This is a genomic window from Mesorhizobium sp. B1-1-8 (assembly GCF_006442795.2).
GTDB lineage: Bacteria > Pseudomonadota > Alphaproteobacteria > Rhizobiales > Rhizobiaceae > Mesorhizobium.
On the sequence record NZ_CP083956.1, the window covers coordinates 3,758,315 to 3,781,233 of the forward strand.

The 22,919-nt window shown below is 64.3% G+C and carries 21 protein-coding genes; 4 read left to right on the forward strand and 17 right to left on the reverse strand.

The window, feature by feature from the left end; genetic code table 11:
* Positions 1–46 precede the first annotated feature (46 nt).
* Complete coding sequence (locus FJ974_RS18220; protein WP_140538415.1) at positions 47–1,231, forward strand: aromatic amino acid transaminase; 1,185 nt, start codon at positions 47–49, stop codon at positions 1,229–1,231.
* Positions 1,232–1,320: 89 nt separating this feature from the next.
* On the forward strand, positions 1,321–2,145 hold the full coding sequence (gene mazG / locus FJ974_RS18225) for a nucleoside triphosphate pyrophosphohydrolase (protein WP_140538416.1): 825 nt from the start codon (positions 1,321–1,323) through the stop codon (positions 2,143–2,145).
* 6 nt (positions 2,146–2,151) lie between these two features.
* On the opposite strand, the gene hflX is transcribed toward mazG, so the two are convergent.
* From hflX to dusB, 8 genes are all read right to left on the reverse strand, one after another.
* Positions 2,152–3,540 carry a GTPase HflX gene (gene hflX, locus FJ974_RS18230; protein ID WP_140538417.1) on the reverse strand — a complete coding sequence of 463 codons (1,389 nt, stop codon included), beginning with the start codon at positions 3,538–3,540 and terminating at the stop codon, positions 2,152–2,154.
* Complete coding sequence (hfq, locus tag FJ974_RS18235; RefSeq protein ID WP_006202172.1) at positions 3,541–3,786, reverse strand: RNA chaperone Hfq; 246 nt, start codon at positions 3,784–3,786, stop codon at positions 3,541–3,543. It lies immediately after the preceding gene.
* Between the two features lie 143 nt (positions 3,787–3,929).
* Positions 3,930–4,793 carry a D-amino-acid transaminase gene (locus FJ974_RS18240; RefSeq protein WP_140538418.1) on the reverse strand — a complete coding sequence of 288 codons (864 nt, stop codon included), beginning with the start codon at positions 4,791–4,793 and terminating at the stop codon, positions 3,930–3,932.
* Between the two features lie 165 nt (positions 4,794–4,958).
* Positions 4,959–6,320 (reverse strand): sigma-54-dependent transcriptional regulator, encoded by a 1,362-nt coding sequence (locus tag FJ974_RS18245; protein ID WP_140538419.1) that lies wholly within the window; start codon positions 6,318–6,320, stop codon positions 4,959–4,961.
* A complete protein-coding gene (locus tag FJ974_RS18250) occupies positions 6,310–8,601 on the reverse strand; it encodes a sensor histidine kinase NtrY-like (protein ID WP_140538420.1) in 2,292 nt (763 codons plus the stop codon). Before FJ974_RS18250 ends, FJ974_RS18245 begins: the two co-directional genes overlap by 11 nt.
* A 213-nt stretch (positions 8,602–8,814) precedes the next feature.
* The gene (gene ntrC / locus FJ974_RS18255; protein ID WP_140538421.1) at positions 8,815–10,275 is read right to left on the reverse strand and encodes a nitrogen regulation protein NR(I); all 1,461 of its coding nucleotides are present in this window, start codon (positions 10,273–10,275) and stop codon (positions 8,815–8,817) included.
* On the reverse strand, positions 10,272–11,414 hold the full coding sequence (locus FJ974_RS18260; protein WP_140538422.1) for a two-component system sensor histidine kinase NtrB: 1,143 nt from the start codon (positions 11,412–11,414) through the stop codon (positions 10,272–10,274). Before FJ974_RS18260 ends, ntrC begins: the two co-directional genes overlap by 4 nt.
* Positions 11,411–12,439: a tRNA dihydrouridine synthase DusB gene (dusB, locus tag FJ974_RS18265; protein WP_140538423.1), complete on the reverse strand. Its 1,029-nt coding sequence runs from the start codon at positions 12,437–12,439 to the stop codon at positions 11,411–11,413. Before dusB ends, FJ974_RS18260 begins: the two co-directional genes overlap by 4 nt.
* Before the next feature lie 140 nt (positions 12,440–12,579).
* Here dusB and FJ974_RS18270 point away from each other — a divergent pair, with 140 nt between their 5' ends.
* Positions 12,580–13,809, forward strand: a complete 1,230-nt coding sequence (locus tag FJ974_RS18270) for a bifunctional 2-C-methyl-D-erythritol 4-phosphate cytidylyltransferase/2-C-methyl-D-erythritol 2,4-cyclodiphosphate synthase (RefSeq protein ID WP_140538424.1) — start codon at positions 12,580–12,582, stop codon at positions 13,807–13,809.
* The gene (locus FJ974_RS18275) at positions 13,806–14,312 is read left to right on the forward strand and encodes a CinA family protein (protein ID WP_140538425.1); all 507 of its coding nucleotides are present in this window, start codon (positions 13,806–13,808) and stop codon (positions 14,310–14,312) included. The genes FJ974_RS18270 and FJ974_RS18275 overlap by 4 nt, the downstream gene beginning before the upstream one ends.
* Here the strand turns inward: FJ974_RS18275 and FJ974_RS18280 are convergent.
* The 9 genes from FJ974_RS18280 to FJ974_RS18320 all read right to left on the reverse strand — a co-directional run bounded on the left by FJ974_RS18280 (position 14,291) and on the right by FJ974_RS18320 (position 22,793).
* Positions 14,291–14,749, reverse strand: coding sequence for a type II toxin-antitoxin system RatA family toxin (locus FJ974_RS18280; RefSeq protein WP_140538426.1), 459 nt, complete (start codon positions 14,747–14,749; stop codon positions 14,291–14,293). The genes FJ974_RS18275 and FJ974_RS18280 overlap by 22 nt on opposite strands.
* A gap of 10 nt (positions 14,750–14,759) precedes the next feature.
* The gene (lipA, locus tag FJ974_RS18285) at positions 14,760–15,725 is read right to left on the reverse strand and encodes a lipoyl synthase (protein ID WP_140538453.1); all 966 of its coding nucleotides are present in this window, start codon (positions 15,723–15,725) and stop codon (positions 14,760–14,762) included.
* A gap of 127 nt (positions 15,726–15,852) precedes the next feature.
* Positions 15,853–16,110 carry a GlsB/YeaQ/YmgE family stress response membrane protein gene (locus FJ974_RS18290; RefSeq protein ID WP_059188542.1) on the reverse strand — a complete coding sequence of 86 codons (258 nt, stop codon included), beginning with the start codon at positions 16,108–16,110 and terminating at the stop codon, positions 15,853–15,855.
* 102 nt (positions 16,111–16,212) lie between these two features.
* Complete coding sequence (lpdA, locus tag FJ974_RS18295; protein WP_140538427.1) at positions 16,213–17,676, reverse strand: dihydrolipoyl dehydrogenase; 1,464 nt, start codon at positions 17,674–17,676, stop codon at positions 16,213–16,215.
* A 22-nt stretch (positions 17,677–17,698) separates the two neighbouring features.
* A complete protein-coding gene (locus tag FJ974_RS18300; RefSeq protein WP_140538428.1) occupies positions 17,699–18,337 on the reverse strand; it encodes an SGNH/GDSL hydrolase family protein in 639 nt (212 codons plus the stop codon).
* A gap of 53 nt (positions 18,338–18,390) precedes the next feature.
* Positions 18,391–19,773, reverse strand: a complete 1,383-nt coding sequence (locus FJ974_RS18305; protein ID WP_140538429.1) for a pyruvate dehydrogenase complex dihydrolipoamide acetyltransferase — start codon at positions 19,771–19,773, stop codon at positions 18,391–18,393.
* Positions 19,774–19,791: 18 nt separating this feature from the next.
* The gene (locus FJ974_RS18310; protein WP_140538430.1) at positions 19,792–21,219 is read right to left on the reverse strand and encodes a pyruvate dehydrogenase complex E1 component subunit beta; all 1,428 of its coding nucleotides are present in this window, start codon (positions 21,217–21,219) and stop codon (positions 19,792–19,794) included.
* Positions 21,220–21,233: 14 nt separating this feature from the next.
* Positions 21,234–22,274 carry a pyruvate dehydrogenase (acetyl-transferring) E1 component subunit alpha gene (gene pdhA, locus FJ974_RS18315; protein WP_140538431.1) on the reverse strand — a complete coding sequence of 347 codons (1,041 nt, stop codon included), beginning with the start codon at positions 22,272–22,274 and terminating at the stop codon, positions 21,234–21,236.
* Between the two features lie 195 nt (positions 22,275–22,469).
* Positions 22,470–22,793, reverse strand: coding sequence for an FtsB family cell division protein (locus FJ974_RS18320; protein WP_140538432.1), 324 nt, complete (start codon positions 22,791–22,793; stop codon positions 22,470–22,472).
* Positions 22,794–22,919: the final 126 nt, after the last annotated feature.

Genomic DNA, 22,919 nt, shown 5'->3' on the forward strand with positions numbered 1-22,919 from the left:
CGGCCGATTTGCGTATCACTCCGCCCGCTATTTGGAGCCATCCGGCATGTTTGAAACCCTGCAGCCCGCGCCCGCCGACAAGATCCTTGCCTTGATCGGCCTCTACCGCGCCGATCCGCGCCCCGGCAAGGTCGATCTTGGTGTCGGCGTCTACAAGGACCGCGACGGCAGGACGCCGGTGATGCGCGCCGTGCGCGAGGCCGAGAAGCGGCTGCTCGCGAACCAGGACACCAAGACCTATCTCGGCCTTGCCGGCGACACCGGATTCAATGCCGCAATGATCAAGCTTGCCTTCGGCGAGAAGGCCGATTTCTCGCGCATCCGCGCCGCGCAGGCGCCTGGCGGTTCGGGCGCGCTGCGGCTGGTGGCGGAGCTGTTGAAGCGCACGCGCGCCGACGCGACCGTCTGGCTGTCCGACCCGACCTGGCCGAACCACATGCCGGTGATGCGCGCCGCCGGCCTGCAGGTGCGCGAGTATCCCTATTTCGATGCGGCCTCGGGCGCGGTCCGCTTCGACGATATGCTGGTCGCGCTGAAGACGGCCAGTCGCGGTGACGTGGTGCTGCTGCATGGCTGCTGCCACAACCCGACCGGCGCCAATCTGGATGCCGCGCAATGGGTCGAGGTGGCCGAAGTCGTACTGGAGCGGGGTCTGCTGCCTTTTGTCGACATCGCCTATCAGGGCTTTGGCGAAGGCCTCGATGCCGACGCCGCCGGGCTGCGGCTGCTTGCCGGCAAGGTGCCCGAAATGGTCATCGCTTCGAGCTGCTCGAAGAACTTTGCCGTCTATCGCGACCGCGTCGGCGCGGCGATGGTCATGGCCAAGGATGGCGCCCAGGCCGATGTGGCGATGAGCCAGATGCTGGCTGCGGCGCGCGCGCTCTATTCGATGCCGCCGGACCATGGCGCCGCGGCAGTGCGCATGGTGCTGGAAGACGCTGCGTTGAAGGCGGATTGGGAAGCAGAGCTCGAAGCCATGCGGCTGCGCATGCTGAGGCTGCGCGTCGCCTTCGCCGAGGCGCTCAGGCGGCAGTCCAATTCGGATCGTTTCGATTTCGTCGCCAGCCATCGCGGCATGTTTTCCCGCCTCGGTCTGACGGAAGCCCAGGTCGAGCGCCTGCGCACCGACCACGCCGTCTACATGGTCGGCGACAGCCGCATCAACGTGGCAGGCCTGCCGGAAGACGGGATGGACGAACTCGCCAAGGCAATCGTCTCGGTGATCGACTGACGCGACGCGCCTCGGATGGCTGTGAACAAACTCCCCTCGCCGGCCGGCACTGTTGTCCGCGCCTCTCAACGCAAGATAGCATCGGGCCGATGAAACCCTCGCAAGACATTTCCCGGCTGATCGAGATCATGGCGGCGCTGCGCGCGCCAAAGACCGGTTGTCCTTGGGATATCGAGCAGAATTTCTCGACCATCGCGCCCTACACGATCGAGGAAGCCTATGAGGTGGCGGACGCGATCGCGCGCGGCGATTTTGACGATCTGCGCGAGGAATTGGGAGACCTGCTGCTGCAGGTCGTCTACCATGCGCAGATGGCTGAAGAAGCCGGTGAATTCGCTTTCGGCGACGTCGTCGAGGCCATCACCACTAAGATGATCCGCCGCCACCCGCATGTCTTCGGCGACGAGAAAGCGCGCAGCGCCGGCATGGCCAAGGGCATGTGGGAGAAGATCAAGGCGGCGGAGAAGGCCGACAAGCGCAATTCCCGCATCGCGCGCGGTCTCGATCCTGAAGACAATGGCAGCGGCTATCTCGACAGCGTTCCGGTCGCCCTGCCCGCGCTGACGCGGGCGCTGAAACTGCAGGAGAAGGCGGCGCGCGTCGGCTTCGACTGGAGCGAGGCAGCGTCCATCCTCGACAAGATCGAGGAAGAGATCGGCGAATTGCGCGAGGCGCTTGCCAACGGCGATGCCGCGCCGATCAAGGACGAGTTCGGCGACATGCTGTTTGCCGTCGTCAATCTCGGCCGCCACCTGAAGCTTGATGCCGAAGCAGCGCTCAGCGGCACCAACGATAAATTCCGCTCGCGCTTCCATTATGTCGAGCGGGAACTCGTGGCTTCGGGCAGTTCGCCGGAAAAGGCGACGCTGGATGAGATGGAAGCGCTCTGGCAGCAGGCAAAAAGCGCGAAGTAACCGGCCTTAGTCTTTGCTTTTCCGGTGCAATCTGGTCGCGATGTCCTGCCTTGCGCTGTGCGTGGCCATCAGCGAAAGGGTGACGCTTCCGTCCTCATTGTCGGTCCGGGAAGTGACGTCGCCATTGCGGTAGAGCCAGTCGACGAGGCCGAGCTGCGCTGGGCTCAGCGTCACCGTCATCATTTCCAGTTCGCCCGACATTCGCGTCTCGATGATCGCCTTCAGCGCCTCGATGCCCTCGCCGGTGGCCGCGGATATCGCTACCGGCGGCGCCTTGGCGGCGGCGCCGTCGGCAAGCAGCCGCTCCCGGTTGCCTTCGTCGAGCAGGTCGATCTTGTTCCACACCTCGATGACACGCTTGTCGTCGGTCGCGTCGACGCCGAGATCGGCGAGGATGCGCTCCACGTCCTCGGCCTGCGCTGCCGTGTCAGGGTCGGAGATATCGCGCAGATGCAGCACGAGATCGGCTTCGACCACCTCCTCCAGCGTCGCCCGGAAGGCCGCGACCAGATGCGTCGGCAGGTCCGAGATGAAGCCGACCGTATCCGACAGGATGATCGGCGTGCCGTGCGGCAACCGCACGCGGCGCAGCGTCGGGTCGAGCGTGGCAAACAGCATGTCCTCGGCCAGCACCCCTGCCCCGGTCAAACGGTTGAACAGCGTCGATTTCCCGGCATTGGTGTAGCCGACGATCGCCACCACCGGGAACGGCACCTTCTTGCGCTTGGCGCGGTGCAGGTCGCGGGTGCGGCGGACCGTCTCCAGCTCATGCTTCAGCTTTGTGATCTTGTCCTGCAGGATGCGGCGATCCGATTCGATCTGGGTTTCGCCGGGACCGCCGAGGAAACCGGCGCCGCCGCGCTGCCGTTCAAGGTGGGTCCAGCTGCGCACCAGCCGGCCCTTCTGGTAGTTGAGATGGGCAAGCTCGACCTGCAGCGTGCCTTCCTTGGTCCGCGCCCGCTCGCCGAAGATCTCCAGGATCAGCCCGGTGCGGTCGAGCACCTTGGCGTTCAGTTCCTTTTCGAGATTGCGCTGCTGCACCGGCGTCAGCGGATGGTCGACGATGACCAGTTCGGCGCGGCGCTCCTTCACGATGTCGGCGAATTCGGCCACCTTGCCGCTGCCGAGCAGCGTCGCCGGGCGCGGATCGGCGACCGTCACGACGGCCGTGTGGACCGGATCGAGATCGATGGCGCTGGCAAGCCCGACCGCTTCGTCGTGGCGGGCATCCGCCGAGCGGCTGAGCCGCGGCCGGCTCGAATCATCCTCGCCACGCGGCTGGCGGGTGAGCACGGGCACAATAACCACCGCCCGGGTCGGATCCTTGGCTTCCGGTCCGAGCTGATGTGCTGATTTTCCGCGAACGCTGCGGTCCGCGTCCTTCTCACGTGCCAATCAGGCGCCCTGGCTTTCCTCGCCATCGAACATCTGAACCGGCTGGCTCGGCATGATCGTGGAAATGGCGTGCTTGTAGACGAGCTGGGAATGGCCGTCTCTGCGCAGCAAAACACAGAAATTGTCGAACGAAGTGACGACGCCGGTCAGCTTCACGCCGTTGATGAGGAAGATGGTAAGTGGATTTTTGCTCTTGCGAACTGAATTCAGGAACAGGTCCTGAAGGTTTTGCGATCGTTCCGCCATTGTTTTTGTCTTTCGCCGATCCCCTACGGTTTGCAGGCCAATGCGCCAAAATAGTCGGCACCTGTCAAGCGCGCAAACCCCCTCTTGCCGCCAGAATGGCAAGCAGAACGAGATAACTGATGTTCATTCCATCTGTGCGGTTATCAGGCTGGACTTTTTTCCGCAATGTCAAAAAAGGCCTGCCGCAACGAAAGTGTCATGGAGCCGGGGTGGCCATTGGCTATCGGCGCACCGTCGATTTCGACCACCGGCATGGCGATTGTGGTCGCGGAGCTGATGAAAGCCTCGCGCGCCGCCTTGGCTTCGGCGACCGAAAAACCGCGCTCCTCGATCTTCAAACCAAGCTTGGCCGCGACATCGAACAGCGTCGTGCGGGTGATGCCGCGCAGGATGCCGTGCTCGGCCGGGCGCGTCACCAGGACACCGTCCCTGGTGATGATCCAGGCGTTCGACGAGCCTCCTTCCTTGACCGTGCCGTCGGTATCGACGAACCAGGCTTCCTGGGCGCCGGCCTCCTTGGCCTTCTGCTTGGCGAGCACGTTGGGCAAAAGCCCGACGCTCTTGATGTCGACGCGGTCCCAGCGATTCTCCGGCACGGTGATGACCTTGATGCCGGTCTCCACCCGCCTGGCCGCCGCGGCCGGATCGGCCTTCCTGGCGGTAATCACCAGCGACGGCCTGGTGCCGGCGGCCGGGAAAACGAAATCTCGGCTGGCGACGCCGCGCGTCACCTGGACGTAGACGAGGCCGTTGACGACATGGTTCCGGCGCACGACCTCGCGCAGCAAGAGCGGCAGCACGCCGCGCGAGACCGGCCAGCCGATCGACAGTTCGGCCAGCGAACGGTTCAGCCGGGCAAGATGGCGCGGCATGTCGACGATATAGCCGCGCGCCACCTCGCAGACTTCATAGACGCCGTCGGCGAACTGGTAACCGCGATCCTCGATGTGCACGGTGGCGTCGGCATGAGTGATGTAGCGCCCGTTGACATAGGCAATGCGCGGCATGGAGCACCTCGGGATTTGCTTCGGCTTGTTTAGGCGATTCCACCGCTGCGGTAATGGAGAATTGCGTGGGCCACGCCTGCCGTTAGATTTGTTTTACGCAACTCCGGACGGAAGGCTACGGCGAAGCCGGCGAGCCTAACCGTTTCACACTTTCCTGGAATTGCTCTACACGCCCAGCGACTTCAGCTTGCGGTGCAGGGCGGATCGTTCCATGCCGATGAACTCCGCCGTCTTCGAGATGTTGCCGCCAAAACGATTGATCTGGGCGATCAGATAGTCCTTCTCGAATTGTTCTCGCGCCTCGCGCAGCGGCAGCGCCATGATGTGCTGGTCCGACTGGTTGGGCGTGCGTGGCATGACGTCGCCGATCTCGGACGGCAGCAGGTCCGCGGTGATCGGAGCATCGGCCTCGCCGCCGCGCGCCAGGATCATCAGCCGTTCGACATTGTTGCGCAGCTGGCGCACGTTGCCGGGCCAGTTGTGGGCCTGCAGCACGGCGAGCGCGTCGTCACCGATGCGGCGCGGCCTGATGCCGGCCTGGCGGGCGATCTGTTTCATGAAATTGTCGACGAGGTAGGGGATGTCCTCGCGCCGCTCGGCCAGCCCCGGCACCATGACCGGAACCACCGCCAGGCGATGGTAGAGGTCCTCGCGGAAGCGGCCGTCGGCGATCATCGCCTCCAGGTTCTGCGAGGTGGACGAGATGATGCGGACGTCGACCTTGACCCGCTTGGTGCCCCCTACCCGCTCGAACTGCTGCTCGACCAGCACGCGCAGGATCTTGTTTTGTGTCTCGCGCGGCATGTCGGCGACTTCGTCGATGTAGAGGATGCCGCGATGCGCCTCTTCCAGCGCGCCGACCTTGCGCTCGGTGCCGTTCGATTCGGTGCCGAACAGCTCGATCTCCATGCGCTCGGGCGTGATCGTGGCAGCACTCAGCGTCACAAACGGTCCCATTTTGCGCGCCGACAGCGCATGGATGGCGCGCGCCGTCAGTTCCTTGCCGGAACCGGAGGGACCGATGATCATGACGCGGCTGTTGGTCGGCGCGACACGCTCGATGGTCTGCCGCAACTGGCTCATCGCCGACGACATGCCGATCAGGTCGAAGGTCTCGCCGCTGCGCAGCTTAAGGTCGGAGACCTCGCGCTTGAGCTTGGACGTTTCCAGCGCGCGTTCGGCGACCAGGATGAGGCGATCGGCCTTGAACGGCTTCTCGATGAAATCATAGGCGCCGCGCCGGATCGCCGATACCGCCGTTTCGATGTTGCCATGGCCGGAGATCATCACCACCGGCATGTTCGGATGCATCGTCTTGATCTCGTCGAGCAGCGCCAGGCCGTCGAGGCGCGAACCCTGCAGCCAGATATCGAGGAAAATCAGCCGCGGCGCACGATCGGCAATTGCTGCCAGCGCGCTGTCGGCATCGGATGCCGTGCGGGTTTCGTGACCTTCGTCGCTTAGGATACCGGCGACGAGTTCGCGGATGTCTTCCTCGTCATCGACGATGAGAATGTCAGACGCCATTACCGACCTTTTCAGTTTCTCGTTCGTGTTCGTTGCGGCCTTCGCCGCGTGGCGGCGCGGCAATGACCGCTGCCGGCGGCAGGATGATCGAGATCATCGCGCCCCGGCCGCCGTGGAAATCCGGCGGCGCGTCGTGCAATTCGAGCCGACCGCCATGGTCCTCCACGATCTTCTTGACGATAGCGAGGCCAAGGCCGGTACCTTTTTCGCGCGTCGTCATATAGGGCTCGAGCAGCCTCTGCCGATTCTCGCGCGGCAGCCCCTTGCCATTGTCGATAACGTCGATTCTTATGGCGCCATCTTGGCGGCCGGCTTGAATCCGGATTGTGCCGTCCGGGTGATCCTTTGCATCAAGTCCGTCAATGGCCTCGGCGGCGTTCTTGATGACATTGCCGAATGCCTGCGCCATCAGGCGGCTGTCGAACGTGCCCTTCAGCGGCTCTGCACCGAAATCGCGCTCGAAGGCGATATCGGAGCGGCTCACCTCGACCAGGAATGAGGCTTCGCGCAACGATTCGCGCAGGTCGATGACTTTCATCTCCGGCTTCGGCATGCGGGCAAAGGCCGAGAACTCGTCGACCATGCGGCCGATGTCCTCGACCTGGCGAATGATCGTGTCGGTGCACTGGTCGAAGACCTCGCGGTCCTCGGTGATGACCTTGCCGTAGCGGCGCTTGATGCGCTCGGCCGACAGCTGGATCGGCGTCAGCGGATTCTTGATCTCATGCGCGATGCGCCGGGCGACGTCCGCCCAGGCCGAGGAGCGCTGCGCCTGGACGAGATCGGTGATGTCGTCGACGGTGACGACGTAGGATTTTTCTTCCGAGCCGTCATCGCCGGCCTCGATGGTGATCTGGACGTTGAAGGTCCGCTCCATGCCGGCGCGGAAGAAGGTCACCTGCTCGCGATAGACAGGCCTGCCGGACTGGCGGCCGATCTCGAAGACGCGGCCGACATGCGGCAGCACCGTCGAGAGGTTCTGGCCGAGCGCGGCGCTGGCCGAAATCGCCAGCATGGTTTCGGCGGAGCGGTTGACGATGGTGACGATGCCGTAGGGATCGACGCCGATGACGCCGGCAGTGACGCCGGCCAGCACTGCTTCGGAGAAGCGTCGCCGCTCGTCTATCAGATCCTTGGCCGACAAAAGCTCGTTGCGCTGCGATTTGAGCTCGAGGATCATGTTGTTGAACGTATCGCCGAGCGAGGCGACGTCGCCGTCGGACGGTCTGACCGGCACGGCGACATCGAGATTGCCGGTCGCCACTTCGTCGGCGGCGCCGATCAACTGGCGGATCGGCCGCACAAGCCGGTCGGCGACCGCAATGCCGGTCCAGATCGCCGACAGGATGATGATCAGCGTCAGGGACAGATAGGGCAGCGCGAAGGCCACCTGGGAGGTGCGGCGATTGTCTTCGAGGTTACGATACTCATCGGTGTTGGACCTGACGATCTGACGCGCCCTGATCACCTCGGGGTCGACCAGGCGGATCGTGTAAAGGTAAAGGCCGTCGATCTCGCGCAGCTTGACGATGGCGCCCATGATGTTGCGGGTGCGCGGCTCGATCAGCACCGGCTTGCCGTCGGCGGCGGATTCGACCGCGCCCGGCGGCGGCTCCGGCATGGCGAAATCGGCGTCGGTCTTGGCGCTCATGACGAAAGAGCCGTCGGGCTTGATCAGCGCGGCGTGCGCCAGCGAACGGCCGACGGCTTCCTTGTTCATGAGGTCGAGGAAGCCGGTCCGGTCGAGGCCGTAGAGGGTGCGCGAAGCGTCGAGGTCATAAGCCATCGACAGCGTCGTGCCCTGCAGGTTGCGCGCATTTTCCTGGACATAGGCATCGGCGATCGACAGCGACGAATTGACGATCGTCTTGGTGCGGATCTCGAACCAGCGGTCGAGGCCGATATCGAGCGTGATCGAGGCGATGATCGCCACCATGATCGCGGGAATGGCGGCAACAAGCGCGAACATCGCCACGATGCGCACATGCAACCGCGAGGCTGCCTTGCCGTGCCGGCGCGCCATGACGATGCGGTGCACCTCGCGGCCGACCAGCGCGATCAGGAACAGGACGAAGACGGCATTGAGCGCAATCAGCGCCCAGGTCGTATCGGCGGTCGGCGCGATCGGCGTCGCGCCGACCAGGATCGCAAACGAGATCGCAGCCGTGATCATGGCGCCTGCGATGGCGACCACACCCGGCAGCGCTAGCAGCCGCCGGCCGTCGCGCACGCCGGGCCGGCTGAAAAGCGGTTGGTTCAGTGTTGGAGCCTGCGCAGCCATATCGCCGTTTTTGAGTCAGTGATTGCGTCGGATGTATGCAACGCATTGTGGCGATTATGCAACAAGTGTGGCCGGGACGGAAATCTTTCCCCGGTCAATTTGCTCGGAAGCCGCTCTGACGCTAGGGTGGTTCAGCTTTTTGTAGAATTGCCGGACCGCCCGGGATTTTTGTTTTCACGCAAGTCCGGACGGAACCTGCTTCCTGGAACTGCTCTATGGCTGCCTGGAGGATTTGTAGACGTTGACGCCGAGTTCGCGGATCTTCTTGCGCAACGTATTGCGATTGAGGCCCAGGAGCTCGGCGGCCTTGATCTGGTTGCCGCGCGTCGCGGTCATCGAGGCCAGCACCAGCGGGTACTCGACCTCGGCGAGGATGCGCTGGTAAAGGCCGGACGGCGGCAATTCGCCGGCGAAGGACGCGAAATAACGCTGCAGGAAATGCTCGACCGCCTGGCCGATCGCCAGATCGTCCGGAATGAGCGGGCCGGCGCCCGGCACGACCGGCCTTTCGCCGGTCTTCAACTCGGCCTCGATGATCTCGGCCGAGATCTCGTCCTGCGAATAAAGGGCGGCCAGCCTGCGCACCAGGTTTTCCAGCTCGCGCACATTGCCGGGCCAGGGGTAGCGCTTCATCAGCTCGATGCCGCCCGTCGAAATGCGCTTGGTCTGCAGGCCCTCGCTGGCGCCCTGCTTGAAGAAGTGCCGCACCAGATCCGGGACATCCTCGGAGCGTTCACGCAGCGCCGGCAGCCGCAGCGGCACGACATTCAGGCGATAGAACAGATCCTCGCGGAACAGGCCCTGGTTGATCAGCGTCCGCAGATCCTTGTTGGTGGCGGCCACGATGCGCACGTCGGTTTTGATCGGCGTGCGGCCGCCGACCGTGGTGTATTCGCCCTGCTGCAATACGCGCAGCAGGCGGGTCTGCGCCTCCATCGGCATGTCGCCGATCTCGTCGAGGAACAGCGTGCCGCCCTCGGCCTGCTCGAAGCGACCGGTGGAGCGGTTTTGCGCCCCGGTGAAGGCGCCCTTCTCATGACCGAACAGTTCCGATTCGATCAGGTCGCGCGGAATCGCTGCCATGTTGATGGCCACGAACGGGCCGCCTCGCCGGCGGCCATATTCGTGCAACGCGCGCGCCACCAGCTCCTTGCCGGTCCCCGACTCGCCCGAAATCATCACCGTCAGGTCGGTCTGCATCATGCGCGCCAGCATGCGGTAGATGTCCTGCATGGCTGCCGAGCGGCCGACCAGCGGCATCGTCTCCGGCTGCTCTTCTGCGCGCGACTCTAGCTTCGGCCGTTTCGGCTCGGCCAGCGCGCGGTTGACGATGTTGAGCAGCTCGGTGAGGTCGAACGGCTTCGGCAGGTACTCGTAGGCGCCGGTCTCGGAGGCGCGGATCGCCGTCATGAAGGTGTTCTGGGCGCTCATGACGATGACCGGCAGTTCCGGCCGCGCCTTCTTGATGCGCGGCAGCATGTCGAAGGCGTTCTCGTCCGGCATCACCACGTCGGTGATGACAAGGTCGCCCTCGCCGGCCGCCACCCACCGCCACAATGTCGAAGCGTTCGAGGTGACGCGCACCTCATGGCCGACGCGCGACAGCGCCTGGTTGAGCACGGTGCGGATCGCCGCATCGTCGTCGGCGACCAGAATATTGCCGCGAGCGGTCATTTGCGGTCTCCTTCAGCTTCGTCGTCGGCACCGTGCGCGATCGCCTTCCAGGCCGGCATGAGGATGCGGAAGGTGGTTCCGCGCGGCGTCGAATCGCATTCGATGATGCCGCCATGCTCGCCGACGATCTTGGCCACCAGCGCCAGGCCCAGTCCCGAGCCGTTCGGCTTGGTGGTGATGAAGGGATCGAACAGGATCGGCAGGATGTCCTCGGAAACGCCGGGGCCATTGTCGTGCACGCAGAATTCCAGCGGCAGCGAGACGCGGTCCTGCGTCCCAGGCACCGATACGCGGATGCCCGGCCGGAAGGCGGTCGACAACATGATCTCGCCCTGCGGATCGGCGCCGATCGCCTCGGCGGCATTCTTGACCAGATTGAGGAACACCTGGATCAGCTGGTCGCGGTTGGCATAGACCGGAGGAAGCGATGGATCATATTCCTCCAGGATCTTGGTCCGCTTGGCAAAACCGTTTTTGGCGATCGCCTTCACATGATCGAGCACGACGTGGATGTTGACGGGATAGCGCTCGATCGGCCGCTCATCCGAAAACACCTCCATGCGGTCGACCAGCGAGACGATGCGGTCGGTCTCGTCGGTGATCAGCCGGGTGAGCGCGCGATCCTCATCGGAGGCCGAAAGCTCGAGCAACTGGGCGGCACCGCGGATGCCGGACAGCGGGTTCTTGATCTCATGCGCCAGCATCGCCGCCAGGCCGGTGACCGAGCGGGCAGCGCCGCGATGCGTCATCTGGCGGTCGATCTTGTCGGCCATCGACCGTTCCTGGAACATCACCACAACCGAGCCCGGGAACTCCGGCACCGGCGCGACGTAGAGATCGACCATCTTCTCGATGCCGAGGCGCGGCGAGGAGACGTCGACACGGTATTCGTTGACCGGCGCGCGGCGCTCGCGCACCTGGTCGACCAGGGTCAGCAGCGGGCTGCCGAACGGCACCAGCTTGGACAGCGTGTTGCGGGCAAGCATGGTGGCGCTGGAACGGAAGAAATCCTCGGCGTCCGCATTTGCGAAGGTGATGAAGCCGTCGGGATCGACCATGATCACCGGCCGGCGGATGGTGTTGAGCACGATATTGGCGGCATCCGCCATCTTGACCGGCTGCGGGACGTTGGCCTTCATGCCGCGCTCCGCAAGCCGTTCGGAATCGCCCCATCGGCGACTGCCTCGCGCAGTCCGGCGATGACCCCGGCCGGGTCGAAAGAGGTCAGAATGCGCTTGCGCTGTTCTGGCGAAACGCCGGGCGCATGGCGATCGAGATACCAGCCGAGATGCTTGCGCGCCTGCCGCAGGCCGCTCTCGACGCCGTCGAGCGAAAGCATGTCCTCGTGATGGGCGGCGATATAGTCGGCGAGCGCTTGCGGGGTGTCAGGGATGCCATGTGCTGATGCGCCGGCGGCTGCCGCCGCGATATCGCCGGCGGCCCATGGCGCGCCGTAATGAGCGCGGCCGATCATCACCGCGTCGGCGCCCGACTGCTCAAGGATCGTCGCCGCCTCTTGCGGAGAGCCGACGTCACCATTGGCCACCACGGGGATCGAGACCGCTTCCTTGACGCGCGCGATGGCGCGCCAGTCGGCCTTGCCCTGGTAGAACTGACAGCGCGTGCGGCCGTGCACCGTCACCATGCGCACGCCGGCCTGCTCGGCGCGGCGCGCCAGCATCGGGGCGTTGAGCGCGCTTTCGTCCCAGCCGAGCCGCATCTTGACCGTCACCGGCACCGCTACGGCGCCGACCACGGCCTCGATCAGCGACAGCGCATGGTCGAGATCGCGCATCAGCGCCGAGCCGGCATAGCCGCCCGTTACCTTCTTGGCCGGGCAGCCCATGTTGATGTCGATGATGTCGGCGCCCTCGCCTGCCGCGATGCGCGCGCCTTCGGCCATATGCGCCGCCTCGCGGCCGGCAAGCTGGATCATATGGACGGGCAGCCCCGAGTGACGGATGCGCAGGCCACAGCCTGCCCTGCCCCTGGCCAGTTCGCCGCTCGCCACCATTTCCGACACGACCAGCCCGGCGCCATGCGCGTGGGCGCGCTGCCGGAAGGGCTCGTCGGTGATGCCGGACATCGGCGCGAGGAACACGCGGTTGCGTATCCTCACGCCGCCAATGTCGAGCGGCAAAGCCAATTTCGTCAGTTCAGGCATGCGCAAAAACCAAGCACGTTCGATTGCTGCACATTTTCTAGCCAGAAGAATGGCATTGTGCAACGCGCAATGACGTCACATTAAGGCGCATTTTGGAAAAAGCTGGTCTTCAGCCATTACCCCGACTAGGAGCGGTTGACATGACCGACGCAAGCGACATTCCGGCGACAGAAATGAACGACAAGGTCGGCGTGGTAATCGTCGCAGCCGGGCGTGGCGCGCGCGCCGGTCAGGCGGACGGTCCGAAACAGTATCAGCGCATCGGCGGCCGCGCTGTCATCATGCATACGCTGGAGGCCTTTCTCTCGCATCCGAGGATCGGCCCGGTGGTGGTGGCCATCCATGCCGACGACGCCGAGCTTTTCGAGCGCGCGGCGGGAGAGAATGCCAGGCGCGTCTTCGCTGTCACAGGCGGCTCGTCCCGCCAAGCTTCGGTCCGGCTCGGGCTTTTGGCGCTTCGGGACCAGGCGCCGGCAAAGGTGCTGGTGCATGATGCGGCGCGCCCCTTCGTCGATGCCGGACTGATCGACCGCACCATCGACGCCATCGGCGAGCGCCAGGGAGCGCTTCCCGCCCTGCCCGTCGCCGACACGCTGAAGCGGGAATCGGCCACGGGCATGATCGAGGAGACGGTGCCGCGGGCCGGCCTTCATGCCGCGCAGACGCCGCAAGGTTTCCCCTTCTGGCCGCTGCTGGCGGCGCATGAAAAGGCGTATCACCTCGGCAAAACCGAATTCACCGACGATGCGGCGATCGCCGAATGGGCGCATATCCCGGTCAAGATCGTCACCGGCTCGCCGGACAATATCAAGCTCACCTGGGCAAGGGACATCGCAATGGCGGACCAGCGGCTTTCCAGCGCGTTGCCGCGCTTCCCCGACATCCGCACCGGCAATGGCTATGATGTCCACGCCTTCGAACCCGGCGACCACGTCACGTTATGCGGCATCGCCATTCCGTATGACCGTAAGCTGTCCGGCCATTCGGATGCCGATGTCGGGCTTCATGCGCTGACCGACGCGCTGCTCGCCACCTGCGGCGCCGGCGACATCGGCACGCATTTCCCGCCGTCGGACCCGCAGTGGAAAGGGGCCGCATCGCGCATTTTTGTTGAATACGCGGCGAAGCTGGTGCGCGAGCGCGGCGGCCGCATCGCCAATGCCGACATCACGCTGATCTGCGAAGCGCCGCGCGTCGGCCCGCATCGCGAGGCGATGACGGCGGCGCTCGCGGCGATGCTCGGCATTGCACCCGAGCGCATCTCGATCAAGGCGACGACCAATGAGAAGCTGGGCTTTCTCGGTCGCGGCGAAGGCATAGCAGCGATTGCCACGGCAAACGTCGTCTTTCCAGGCGATGTGCCAGCATGAGCAACACCGAGCTTGCCGACACCCTGCTTCAGGCCTGCCAGCGGCGCGGCATCGTGCTGGCGACGGCCGAAAGCTGCACCGGCGGCATGATCATCGCCGCGCTTACCGACATTGCCGGCTCTTCCGCCGTGGTCGACCGCGGCTTCGTCACCTATTCCAACGAAGCCAAGATGGACATGCTCGGCGTCGCCAAAGCCACATTGGACGCTCACGGCGCGGTGTCGCGCGAGACGGCGCTGGAAATGGCGGCCGGTGCGCTGGCGCGCTCGCGCGCGGGCTTGAGCCTCGCCGTCACCGGCATTGCCGGTCCGGGCGGCGGCTCGGCGGAAAAGCCGGTCGGCCTGGTCTGGTTCGGGGTCGCGCTGGCCGGCCAGCCGGTTGTCGCCGAACGCCAGCTGTTTGCCGACAAGGGCCGCGCCTTCATTCGCAGGGAGACGGTGCGTCGCGCGCTGGAACTCGGCCTGCGCGCGCTTGGCGAAGATCAGGCGGGCCTTGTGCCGTAGATCAAATTGGCGCGCTTCTCGAAGGCTTCGGAAAACATGCGGAAGGCGCGGTCGAACATCGTGCCCATCAGCGCGCCGAGGATGCGGCTCTTGAATTCGTAGTCGATGAAGAAATGCACCTCGCATCCGCCGCCGTCGGCCGGGTCGAAACGCCAGATATTGCTGAGATATTTGAACGGGCCGTCGATGTATTTGACGTCGATGGCGTTCTCGTCGGGCTTCAGCAGCACCTGCGTCGTAAAGGTCTCGCGGATCGCCCTGTAGCCGATGCTCATGTCGGCGATGAGGATGGTGCGGCCATCGCGCTCCTTGCGCGAGCGTACCGTGAGGGCCTCACAGAGCGGCAGGAATTGCGGATAGGTCTCGATATCAGCCACCAGCGCAAACATCTGCTCCGGCGTGTGGGCGACGCGGCGAGTGGCTTCGAATTTCGGCATTGCAGACGGATCAGCCGGCTTTCTCGAGCTGCGCCTCGCGCGCCGCCCGCAGCCTGGCGAAATCGTCACCGGCATGATGCGAGGAGCGCGTCAGCGGGCTCGACGCCATCAACAGAAAACCCTTGGTCTTGCCGATCGTCTCGAAGGACTTGAACTCCTCCGGCGTGACGAAGCGGATCACCGGATGGTGCTTCTTCGATGGCTGCAGATACTGGCCGATGGTCATGAAGTCGACATTGGCCGACCGCAGATCGTCCATCAGCTGCAGGATCTCGTTGCGCTCTTCGCCGAGGCCGACCATGATGCCGGACTTGGTGAAGATCGATGGATCGAGCTCCTTCACCCGCTGCAGCAGCCGGATCGAATGGAAGTAGCGGGCGCCCGGCCGGACCGTCAGATAGTTCGACGGCACGGTTTCCAAATTGTGGTTGAAGACGTCGGGCTTCGCCGCCACGACGATCTCCAGCGCGCCGTCCTTGCGCAGGAAGTCGGGCGTCAGGATCTCGATCGTCGTCGAAGGTGTCGCGGCGCGGATGGCGCGGATGACATCGGCGAAATGCTGCGCACCGCCATCGGCAAGGTCATCCCGGTCGACGGAGGTGATGACGACGTGGCTGAGGCCCATCTGCTTGACCGCGTGCGCCACCCGCGCGGGTTCATCCGGATCGAGCGCGGTCGGGATGCCGGTGGCGACATTGCAGAACGCGCAGGCGCGCGTGCAGATCTCGCCCATGATCATGAAGGTGGCGTGCTTCTTGTCCCAGCACTCGCCGATATTCGGGCAGCCGGCCTCCTCGCACACGGTGACCAATTTGTGCGACTTCACGATCTCGCGCGTTTCGGCATAGCCCTTCGAGACCGGCGCCTTGACCCGGATCCAGTCGGGCTTGCGCAGCACGTCCTGGTCGGGCCTGTGCGCTTTTTCGGGGTGCCGCAGGCGCGGCGCATTGGCGATCGTGTCGAGAACAGTGACCATCTCAAACCCTTCGCGGCAGCGTTCGCGGCCGCCTGTCTGCGTCATTTAGGACTTTTCGGAGTAAAGCAAAAGGCCGCGCCGGCGCATGCCGTCACGGCCATTTTCGCATAGCGGCATTTCGCAAGGTCTAGCGGCGCACCAGCCGTCCTACGAAGATGAGCAGGCAGGCGCCGATGAAGCCGGTGATCAGGTAGGCTACCCAGCCGACGCCGAAAGACTGGATGTTCAGAGCCTGCAGGATCGCATTCAGCACCACCGCGCCGACGATACCCATGATGATGTTCATGAAGATGCCGGTGTTGCTCTTCATGACCATTTCGGCGAGCCAGCCCGCCAGACCTCCGATGATGATGGCTGCGATCCAGCCGACGCCATTCAAATGCATGTGCCAAGTCCTCCTGTACCAGATGAAAATGCAGCCGGAAACGAACTGCCTTGCCGTCAGGTTCCCCCGGCCTTTGCGTGCGAGTCTCGCAAGGGCAACTTATCATGCGTTCAAAGCGCGGCCATAGGCGTCGAGCACGCTCTCCTTCATCATCTCCGACAGCGTCGGATGCGGGAAGATGGTGTGCATCAGCTCTTCCTCGGTGGTCTCCAGGTTCATCGCCACGACGAAGCCCTCGATCAGCTCGGTCACTTCGGCGCCGACCAGATGGGCGCCGAGCAACTGACCGGTCTTCTTGTCGAAGATGGTCTTGACGAAGCCCTGGTCCTCCCCTAGCGCGATCGCCTTGCCGTTGGCGCCGAACTGGAAACGGCCGACGCGGATGTCCTTGCCCTCGGCCTTGGCCCGGGCCTCGGTCAGGCCGACCGAAGCGACCTGCGGGTTGCAATAGGTGCAGCCGGGGATCTTCAATTTGTCGATGGCATGCACGCCGGGGAAATTGGCGATCTTTTCGACGCAGACGACGCCCTCATGTTCGGCCTTATGGGCGAGCATCGGCGGCCCGGCGACGTCGCCGATGGCATAGATGCCGGGCACATTCGTCTTGCCGTAGCCGTCGACGACGACGCAGCCGCGCTCGGTCTTCACGCCAAGCGTTTCGAGGCCGAGATTTTCGATGTTGCCCTGCACGCCGACGGCCGAAATCATGCGATCGGCGGTGATCTTCTCGACCTTTCCGTCCTTCATCTCGACATGCGCGGTGACCGAGTTGCCGCCCTTTTCAACCTTGGTCACCTTGGCCTCGAGGATGATCTTCATGCCCTGCTTCTCGAACTGCTTTTGCGCGAATTTGGAAACTTCGGCGTCCTCGACCGGCATCACCGCCGGCAGCAATTCGACCACCGTCACCTCGGCGCCCATGGTGCGGTAGAAGGAGGCGAACTCGATGCCGATGGCGCCGGAGCCCATCACCAGCAGCGACTTCGGCATCTCCTTCGGCACCATCGCCTCGAAATAGGTCCAGATCAGCTTGCCGTCCGGCTCGATGCCGGGCAGCGCGCGCGGCCGGGCGCCGGTCGCCAGAATGACGTGCTTGGCCGTGTAGGTGCCCTCGCCCTTGACGCCCTTGGGCACCGGCGGCTGCGGCTCCATCGGCTTCTTGGCGGTCTTGGAGACGACGATCTCGCCCAATTTGTCACCGGAAGGAGCCTTGCTGAGCTTGGCCTCGCCCCAGATGACGTCGACCTTGTTCTTCTTCATCAGGAAGGCGACGCCGCCATTGAGCCTGAGCGACACTTTGCGCGAGCGGTCGACGACGGCGGCGGTGTCGGCGCTGACCTTGCCGTCGAGCTTCAGCCCGTAGTCCTTGAGGTGGTCGGAATAATGCATGATCTCGGCCGAGCGCAGCAGGGCCTTGGTCGGGATGCAGCCCCAGTTGAGGCAGATGCCGCCGAGATGCTCGCGTTCGACGATCGCCGTCTTGAAACCGAGCTGGGCGGAGCGCACCGCCGTGACGTAGCCGCCAGGGCCTGAGCCGATGATGATGACGTCGTAGGATTCAGCCACGGGTTTCTCCGTTCTTCTTTCTCTAGAGTTCCAGCATCACACGCACCAGCGGCGCCAGCGCTTGGCCGATCCTGCGCGTGTTTTCGGCATCGAGGTGAACGCCGTCGAGCGGCGTGGTGGTCGCCACGGTGCCGGCATCGAAGAAGCCGCAACCGGCCTCGTCGGCAAGCGCGGAATATTGGGGCGCCAATCGCTTCGAGGCATCGTCGCCGCCGGCAAACATCTCCTTGAATTCGGCATTGTCGGTGCGTGAGACGGTGGGAGGCGCTACCAGCAGGATCTGCGGTGGCGGCCAGTCGAACGGATAGTCGTGGCCGCGCACGATATCGATCAGGCGCTGCATGCCTTGCCTGGCGGCGACCGGATTGCCATGGATCCACGGCTTCATGTCGTTGGAGCCGAGCATGAAGATGACCAGATCGAGCGGCGCGTGGCTGGTCAGGATAGTCGGCAGCAGCCTTGCGCCATTGCGATCGGCGCCGGCGAGATAATCGTCGAAGGCGGTGGTGCGGCCATTGAGGCCCTCGGCAATGACCTCGATGCCGTCGCCAAGCGCGGATTTGAGCACGCTCGGCCAGCGGTCCTCCAGCGGATGACGGCCGAGGTTTGCAGCGTCATAGCCCCAGGTCAGCGAATCGCCATAGCAGAGAACTGTCTTCATGCCTGTGCCCCGCCTCTGCTAAAGCCTGTCCGCGAGCGTGCCCCGCCTGGTTGCTAGACCAGCATGCCCATCGGGTTTTCGATGATCCGCTTGAAGGCGCCGAGCAGCTCGGCGCCAAGAGCGCCGTCGACGGCGCGGTGATCGGTCGAGAGCGTCACCGACATCACGGTGGCAATCTTGATCTCGCCGTTCTTCACCACCGCCCGTTCCTCGCCGGCGCCGACCGCCAGGATGGTCGCATGCGGCGGATTGATGACGGCGGCGAAATCCTTGACGCCGAACATGCCGAGATTGGAGACGGCCGTCGTGCCGCCCTGATATTCCTCGGGCTTCAGCTTGCGGCTGCGGGCGCGGCTGGCCAGATCCTTCATCTCGTTGGAGATGGTGGACAGCGTCTTTTCGTCGGCGCGGCGGATGATCGGCGTGATCAGCCCGCCAGGGATCGACACGGCAACGCCGACATCGGCGTGCTTGTGCTTGACCATGGCGCTCTCGGTCCATGACGCATTGGCATCCGGCACCGCCATCAGCGCCATGGCCATCGCCTTGATGACCATGTCGTTGACGGAGAGCTTGTAGGCCGGCGCCTCACCCTTCTCTGTTTTCTTCACCGGTGCCGCTGCGTTGAGCTGTGTGCGCAGAGTCAAAAGCGCATCGAGCTCGCAATCGAGCGTCAGATAGAAATGCGGGATGGTGCTCTTGGCCTCGACCAGGCGGCGGGCGATGGTCTTGCGCATGTTGTCGTGCGGCACGAGCTCGTAGGAGCCTTCGGCGAACAGCTTCAGCACCTGATCGTCCGACATTGGCTTCAGCGCCGGAGCGGTCGGCGGCGCACCGGCGGGCGCCTTGGCGGCAGGCGCTGCCGTGGCGCCGCCCCACGAAATCGCCGCCTCGACATCGGCCTTCACCACGCGGCCATGCGGGCCGGAACCACTCACAGCCGCCACATCGATGCCGGCATCCTTGGCGATGCGGCGGGCGAGCGGCGATGCAAAGACGCGCTCGCCACCGGCGTGGCCATTGGCGGCCGGAGCAGGCTCGGCCTTCGCTGCCGGCGCGGGCGCTGTGGCCGCTGCTTCTGCAGGCTTCGGCGCATCCGCCCTTGGCGCTTCGGCTTTCGGCGCGTCCGCTTTTGGAGCCTCTGCCTTCGGCGCGGCGCCGCCGTCGCTCTTGGCCGCGGCGCCGGCATCCTCGCCCTCGCCGGCAAGGATGGCGATCAGCGCGTTGACCTTGACGCCTTCGGTGCCGGCCGGAACGACCAGCTTGGCGACAGTGCCTTCATCGACGGCCTCGACCTCCATCGTCGCCTTGTCGGTCTCGATCTCGGCGATCACGTCGCCGGGCGAAACCTTGTCGCCTTCCTTGACCAGCCATTTTGACAGATTGCCCTCTTCCATGGTCGGAGAGAGCGCCGGCATGGTGATGTTGATTGGCATGATGTCCTCCCGACCGGCTCAGCGATAGGTAACGGCTTTGACGGCCTCGACGACCTCGCCGACATTGGGCAACGCCAGCTTCTCGAGGTTCGCCGCATAGGGCATCGGCACGTCCTTGCCGGCGATGGTGATCACCGGCGCATCGAGGAAGTCGAAGGCGCGCTGCGAGACCTGGCTGGCGATGTGGTCGCCGACCGAGCTCTGCGGGAAGCCCTCTTCCACTACCACCAGACGGTTGGTCTTCTTGACAGAGGCGATGACGGTGTCGAAGTCGAGCGGGCGGACGGTCCTGAGATCGATGATTTCAGCGTCGATGCCCATGCCGCGCAGTTCGGCTTCCGCCTTGACCGCGTAGGTCATGCCGATGCCGAAGGAGACGATGGTGACGTCCTTGCCTTGCTTGTGGATGCGTGCCTTCCCGATCGGCAGCACGAAATCGTCCAGCTTCGGTACGTCGAAAGACTGGCCATAGAGGATCTCGTTCTCGAGGAAGATGACCGGGTTCGGATCGCGGATCGCCGCCTTGAGCAGGCCCTTGGCGTCGGCGGCCGTGTAGGGCATCACCACCTTCAGGCCGGGAATGTGGCTGTACCAGGCGGCATAGCACTGCGAGTGCTGGGCGGCGACGCGGGCTGCCGCACCGTTCGGCCCGCGGAACACGATCGGCGCGCCCATCTGGCCGCCGGACATATAGAGCGTCTTGGCGGCCGAATTGATGATCTGGTCGATCGCCTGCATGGCGAAGTTGAAGGTCATGAATTCGACGATCGGCTTCAGGCCGGCCATCGCCGCGCCGACGCCGACGCCGGCAAAGCCGTGCTCCGTTATCGGCGTGTCGACGACGCGCCGCGGCCCGAACTCCTGCAGCAGGCCTTGCGTGATCTTGTAGGCGCCCTGGTACTCGGCGACCTCCTCGCCCATGACGAAGACATCGCCATCGCGGCGCATCTCTTCGGCCATGGCGTCGCGCAGCGCCTCGCGCACGGTGGTCGAGACCATCTCGGTGCCGGCGGGAATATCCGGATCGGCTGCCGGTTTCACCGCCGGAGCCGCGGGAACGACCTTCGGAGCCTCGCCGGCATCCTGCGCGAATGCTTTCGAACCTTCCTCCGCCGCGTCGGTACGCTGACCACCCGAGGAAACAGCGTCCTGGGTCGAAGCGGGCTGAGCCTTGCCGCCCTTTTCGACATCGGCTGCACTTTCGCCGTCCTGCAGCAGCACGGCGATCACGGCGTTGACCTTGACGCCTTCGGTGCCGGCAGGAACCACGATCTTGCCCAGCGTGCCTTCATCGACCGCCTCGACCTCCATCGTCGCCTTGTCGGTCTCGATCTCGGCGATGACGTCACCGGCGACGACTTTGTCGCCCTCGTTCTTCAGCCATTTGGAAAGATTGCCCTCTTCCATCGTCGGCGAGAGCGCGGGCATGAGAATTTCGATCGGCATGTCCTTGCCCTCCCTTAGTGTACGATGTCGGTCCAGAGCTCGGACGGATCCGGCTGGGCGTCGTGCTGGGCGAATTCGGCGGCGTCGGCGACGACGTCGCGAACCTCCTTGTCGATGGTCTTGAGCTGGTCCTCGCTCGCCCACTTCTTGTCGATCAGCCGTGTCTTGACCTGCTCGATCGGGTCATGCTCGGAGCGCATCTTCTGCACTTCCTCCTTGGAGCGGTACTTCGCCGGGTCGGACATCGAATGGCCGCGATAGCGGTAGGTCTGCATTTCGAGGATCAGCGGGCCGTTGCCGGCGCGGCACCATTCGGTGGCGAGATCGCCGGCGGCCTTAACGGCGCGCACATCCATGCCGTCGACCTGGATGCCGGGAATCTTGAAGGAAGCGCCGCGATGCGAGAAATCGGTCTCGGCCGACGAGCGCGACACGGACGTGCCCATGGCGTAGCGGTTGTTCTCGATGATGTAGATCACCGGCAGCTTCCACAGCGAGGCCATGTTGAAGCTTTCATAGACCTGGCCCTGGTTGGCCGCGCCGTCGCCGAAATAAGTCAACGAGACGTTGTTGTTGTCGCGATAGCGGTTGGCGAAGGCGAGACCCGTGCCGAGCGACACCTGCGCGCCGACGATGCCGTGGCCGCCGTAGAAATGCTTCTCCTTGGAGAACATGTGCATGGAGCCGCCCTTGCCCTTCGACAGGCCGCCGCGGCGCCCGGTGAGTTCGGCCATGACGCCGCGCGGCGACAGCTCCATCGCCAGCATGTGGCCGTGGTCGCGATAGGCGGTGATCATCTGGTCGCCGTCGACCAGCGCCATCTTCATGCCGGTGACGACGGCTTCCTGGCCGATATAGAGATGGCAGAAGCCGCCGATGAAGCCCATGCCGTAGAGCTGGCCGGCCTTTTCCTCGAAGCGGCGGATAAGCAGCATGTGCCGATAGGCGGCAAGCTCTTCGTCCTTGGTGAATTCGACTGGTTTAGGGGTGGTAAGGCCCGACGATTTGCCGTCGGTTCTGGATTTGGCAGGCGCTTTTTTGGCGGCGGTGGCCATGCATCACTCCCTGATGGCGTCTCTTGGCGGACATTAGAGCGGGACGAAATCCCCTCCGGGGAGGTCAATGTCTCCCCACCGATTTGCGGGAGGCTAACATGCGAGGATGCATTGCGCCATGCCGAAAAACGCATGGCTGGCATGCGTCTAACCGACTAGAATCATTGCGAATAACCTTTGTTAACCGGAAATCGGTTATTTGGTCGGAGCAGGCAGCATGATGGTGATTTCGTCGGGCTGCGACAGATTGAGCGCCTTTCGCGCCTGCTCGTCAAGCATGTCCTTCTCCAGCGTGCCTTCATGCATCAGCTGGACGCGGCGCTCGAACTCGACCCGCCGCGCCTTGACGGCATCGAGCTGCGCCTGCAGTTCGACCGCCTGAGCCTCGAGCCTGTATTTGGAGTAGATGCCGAATTCGCCGTGATAGGCGTGGAAGCCGAAATAGGCCAGGAACAGCACGCAAAGCGACGGAATGATCAGCCGGCCCGTATTTCTCTGCTTGTGCTGACGTGTCCACATCACTCGAACCCTCGCAGCCGCGAACGCGAGCGGCCGACGACCTTTTTCGCCCGATTGTGCTTAATGGATGGTTACGGCGGACACGAAAAGGGCAGGAATGACCAGCCCTCGGCCATAGCCTGGAAT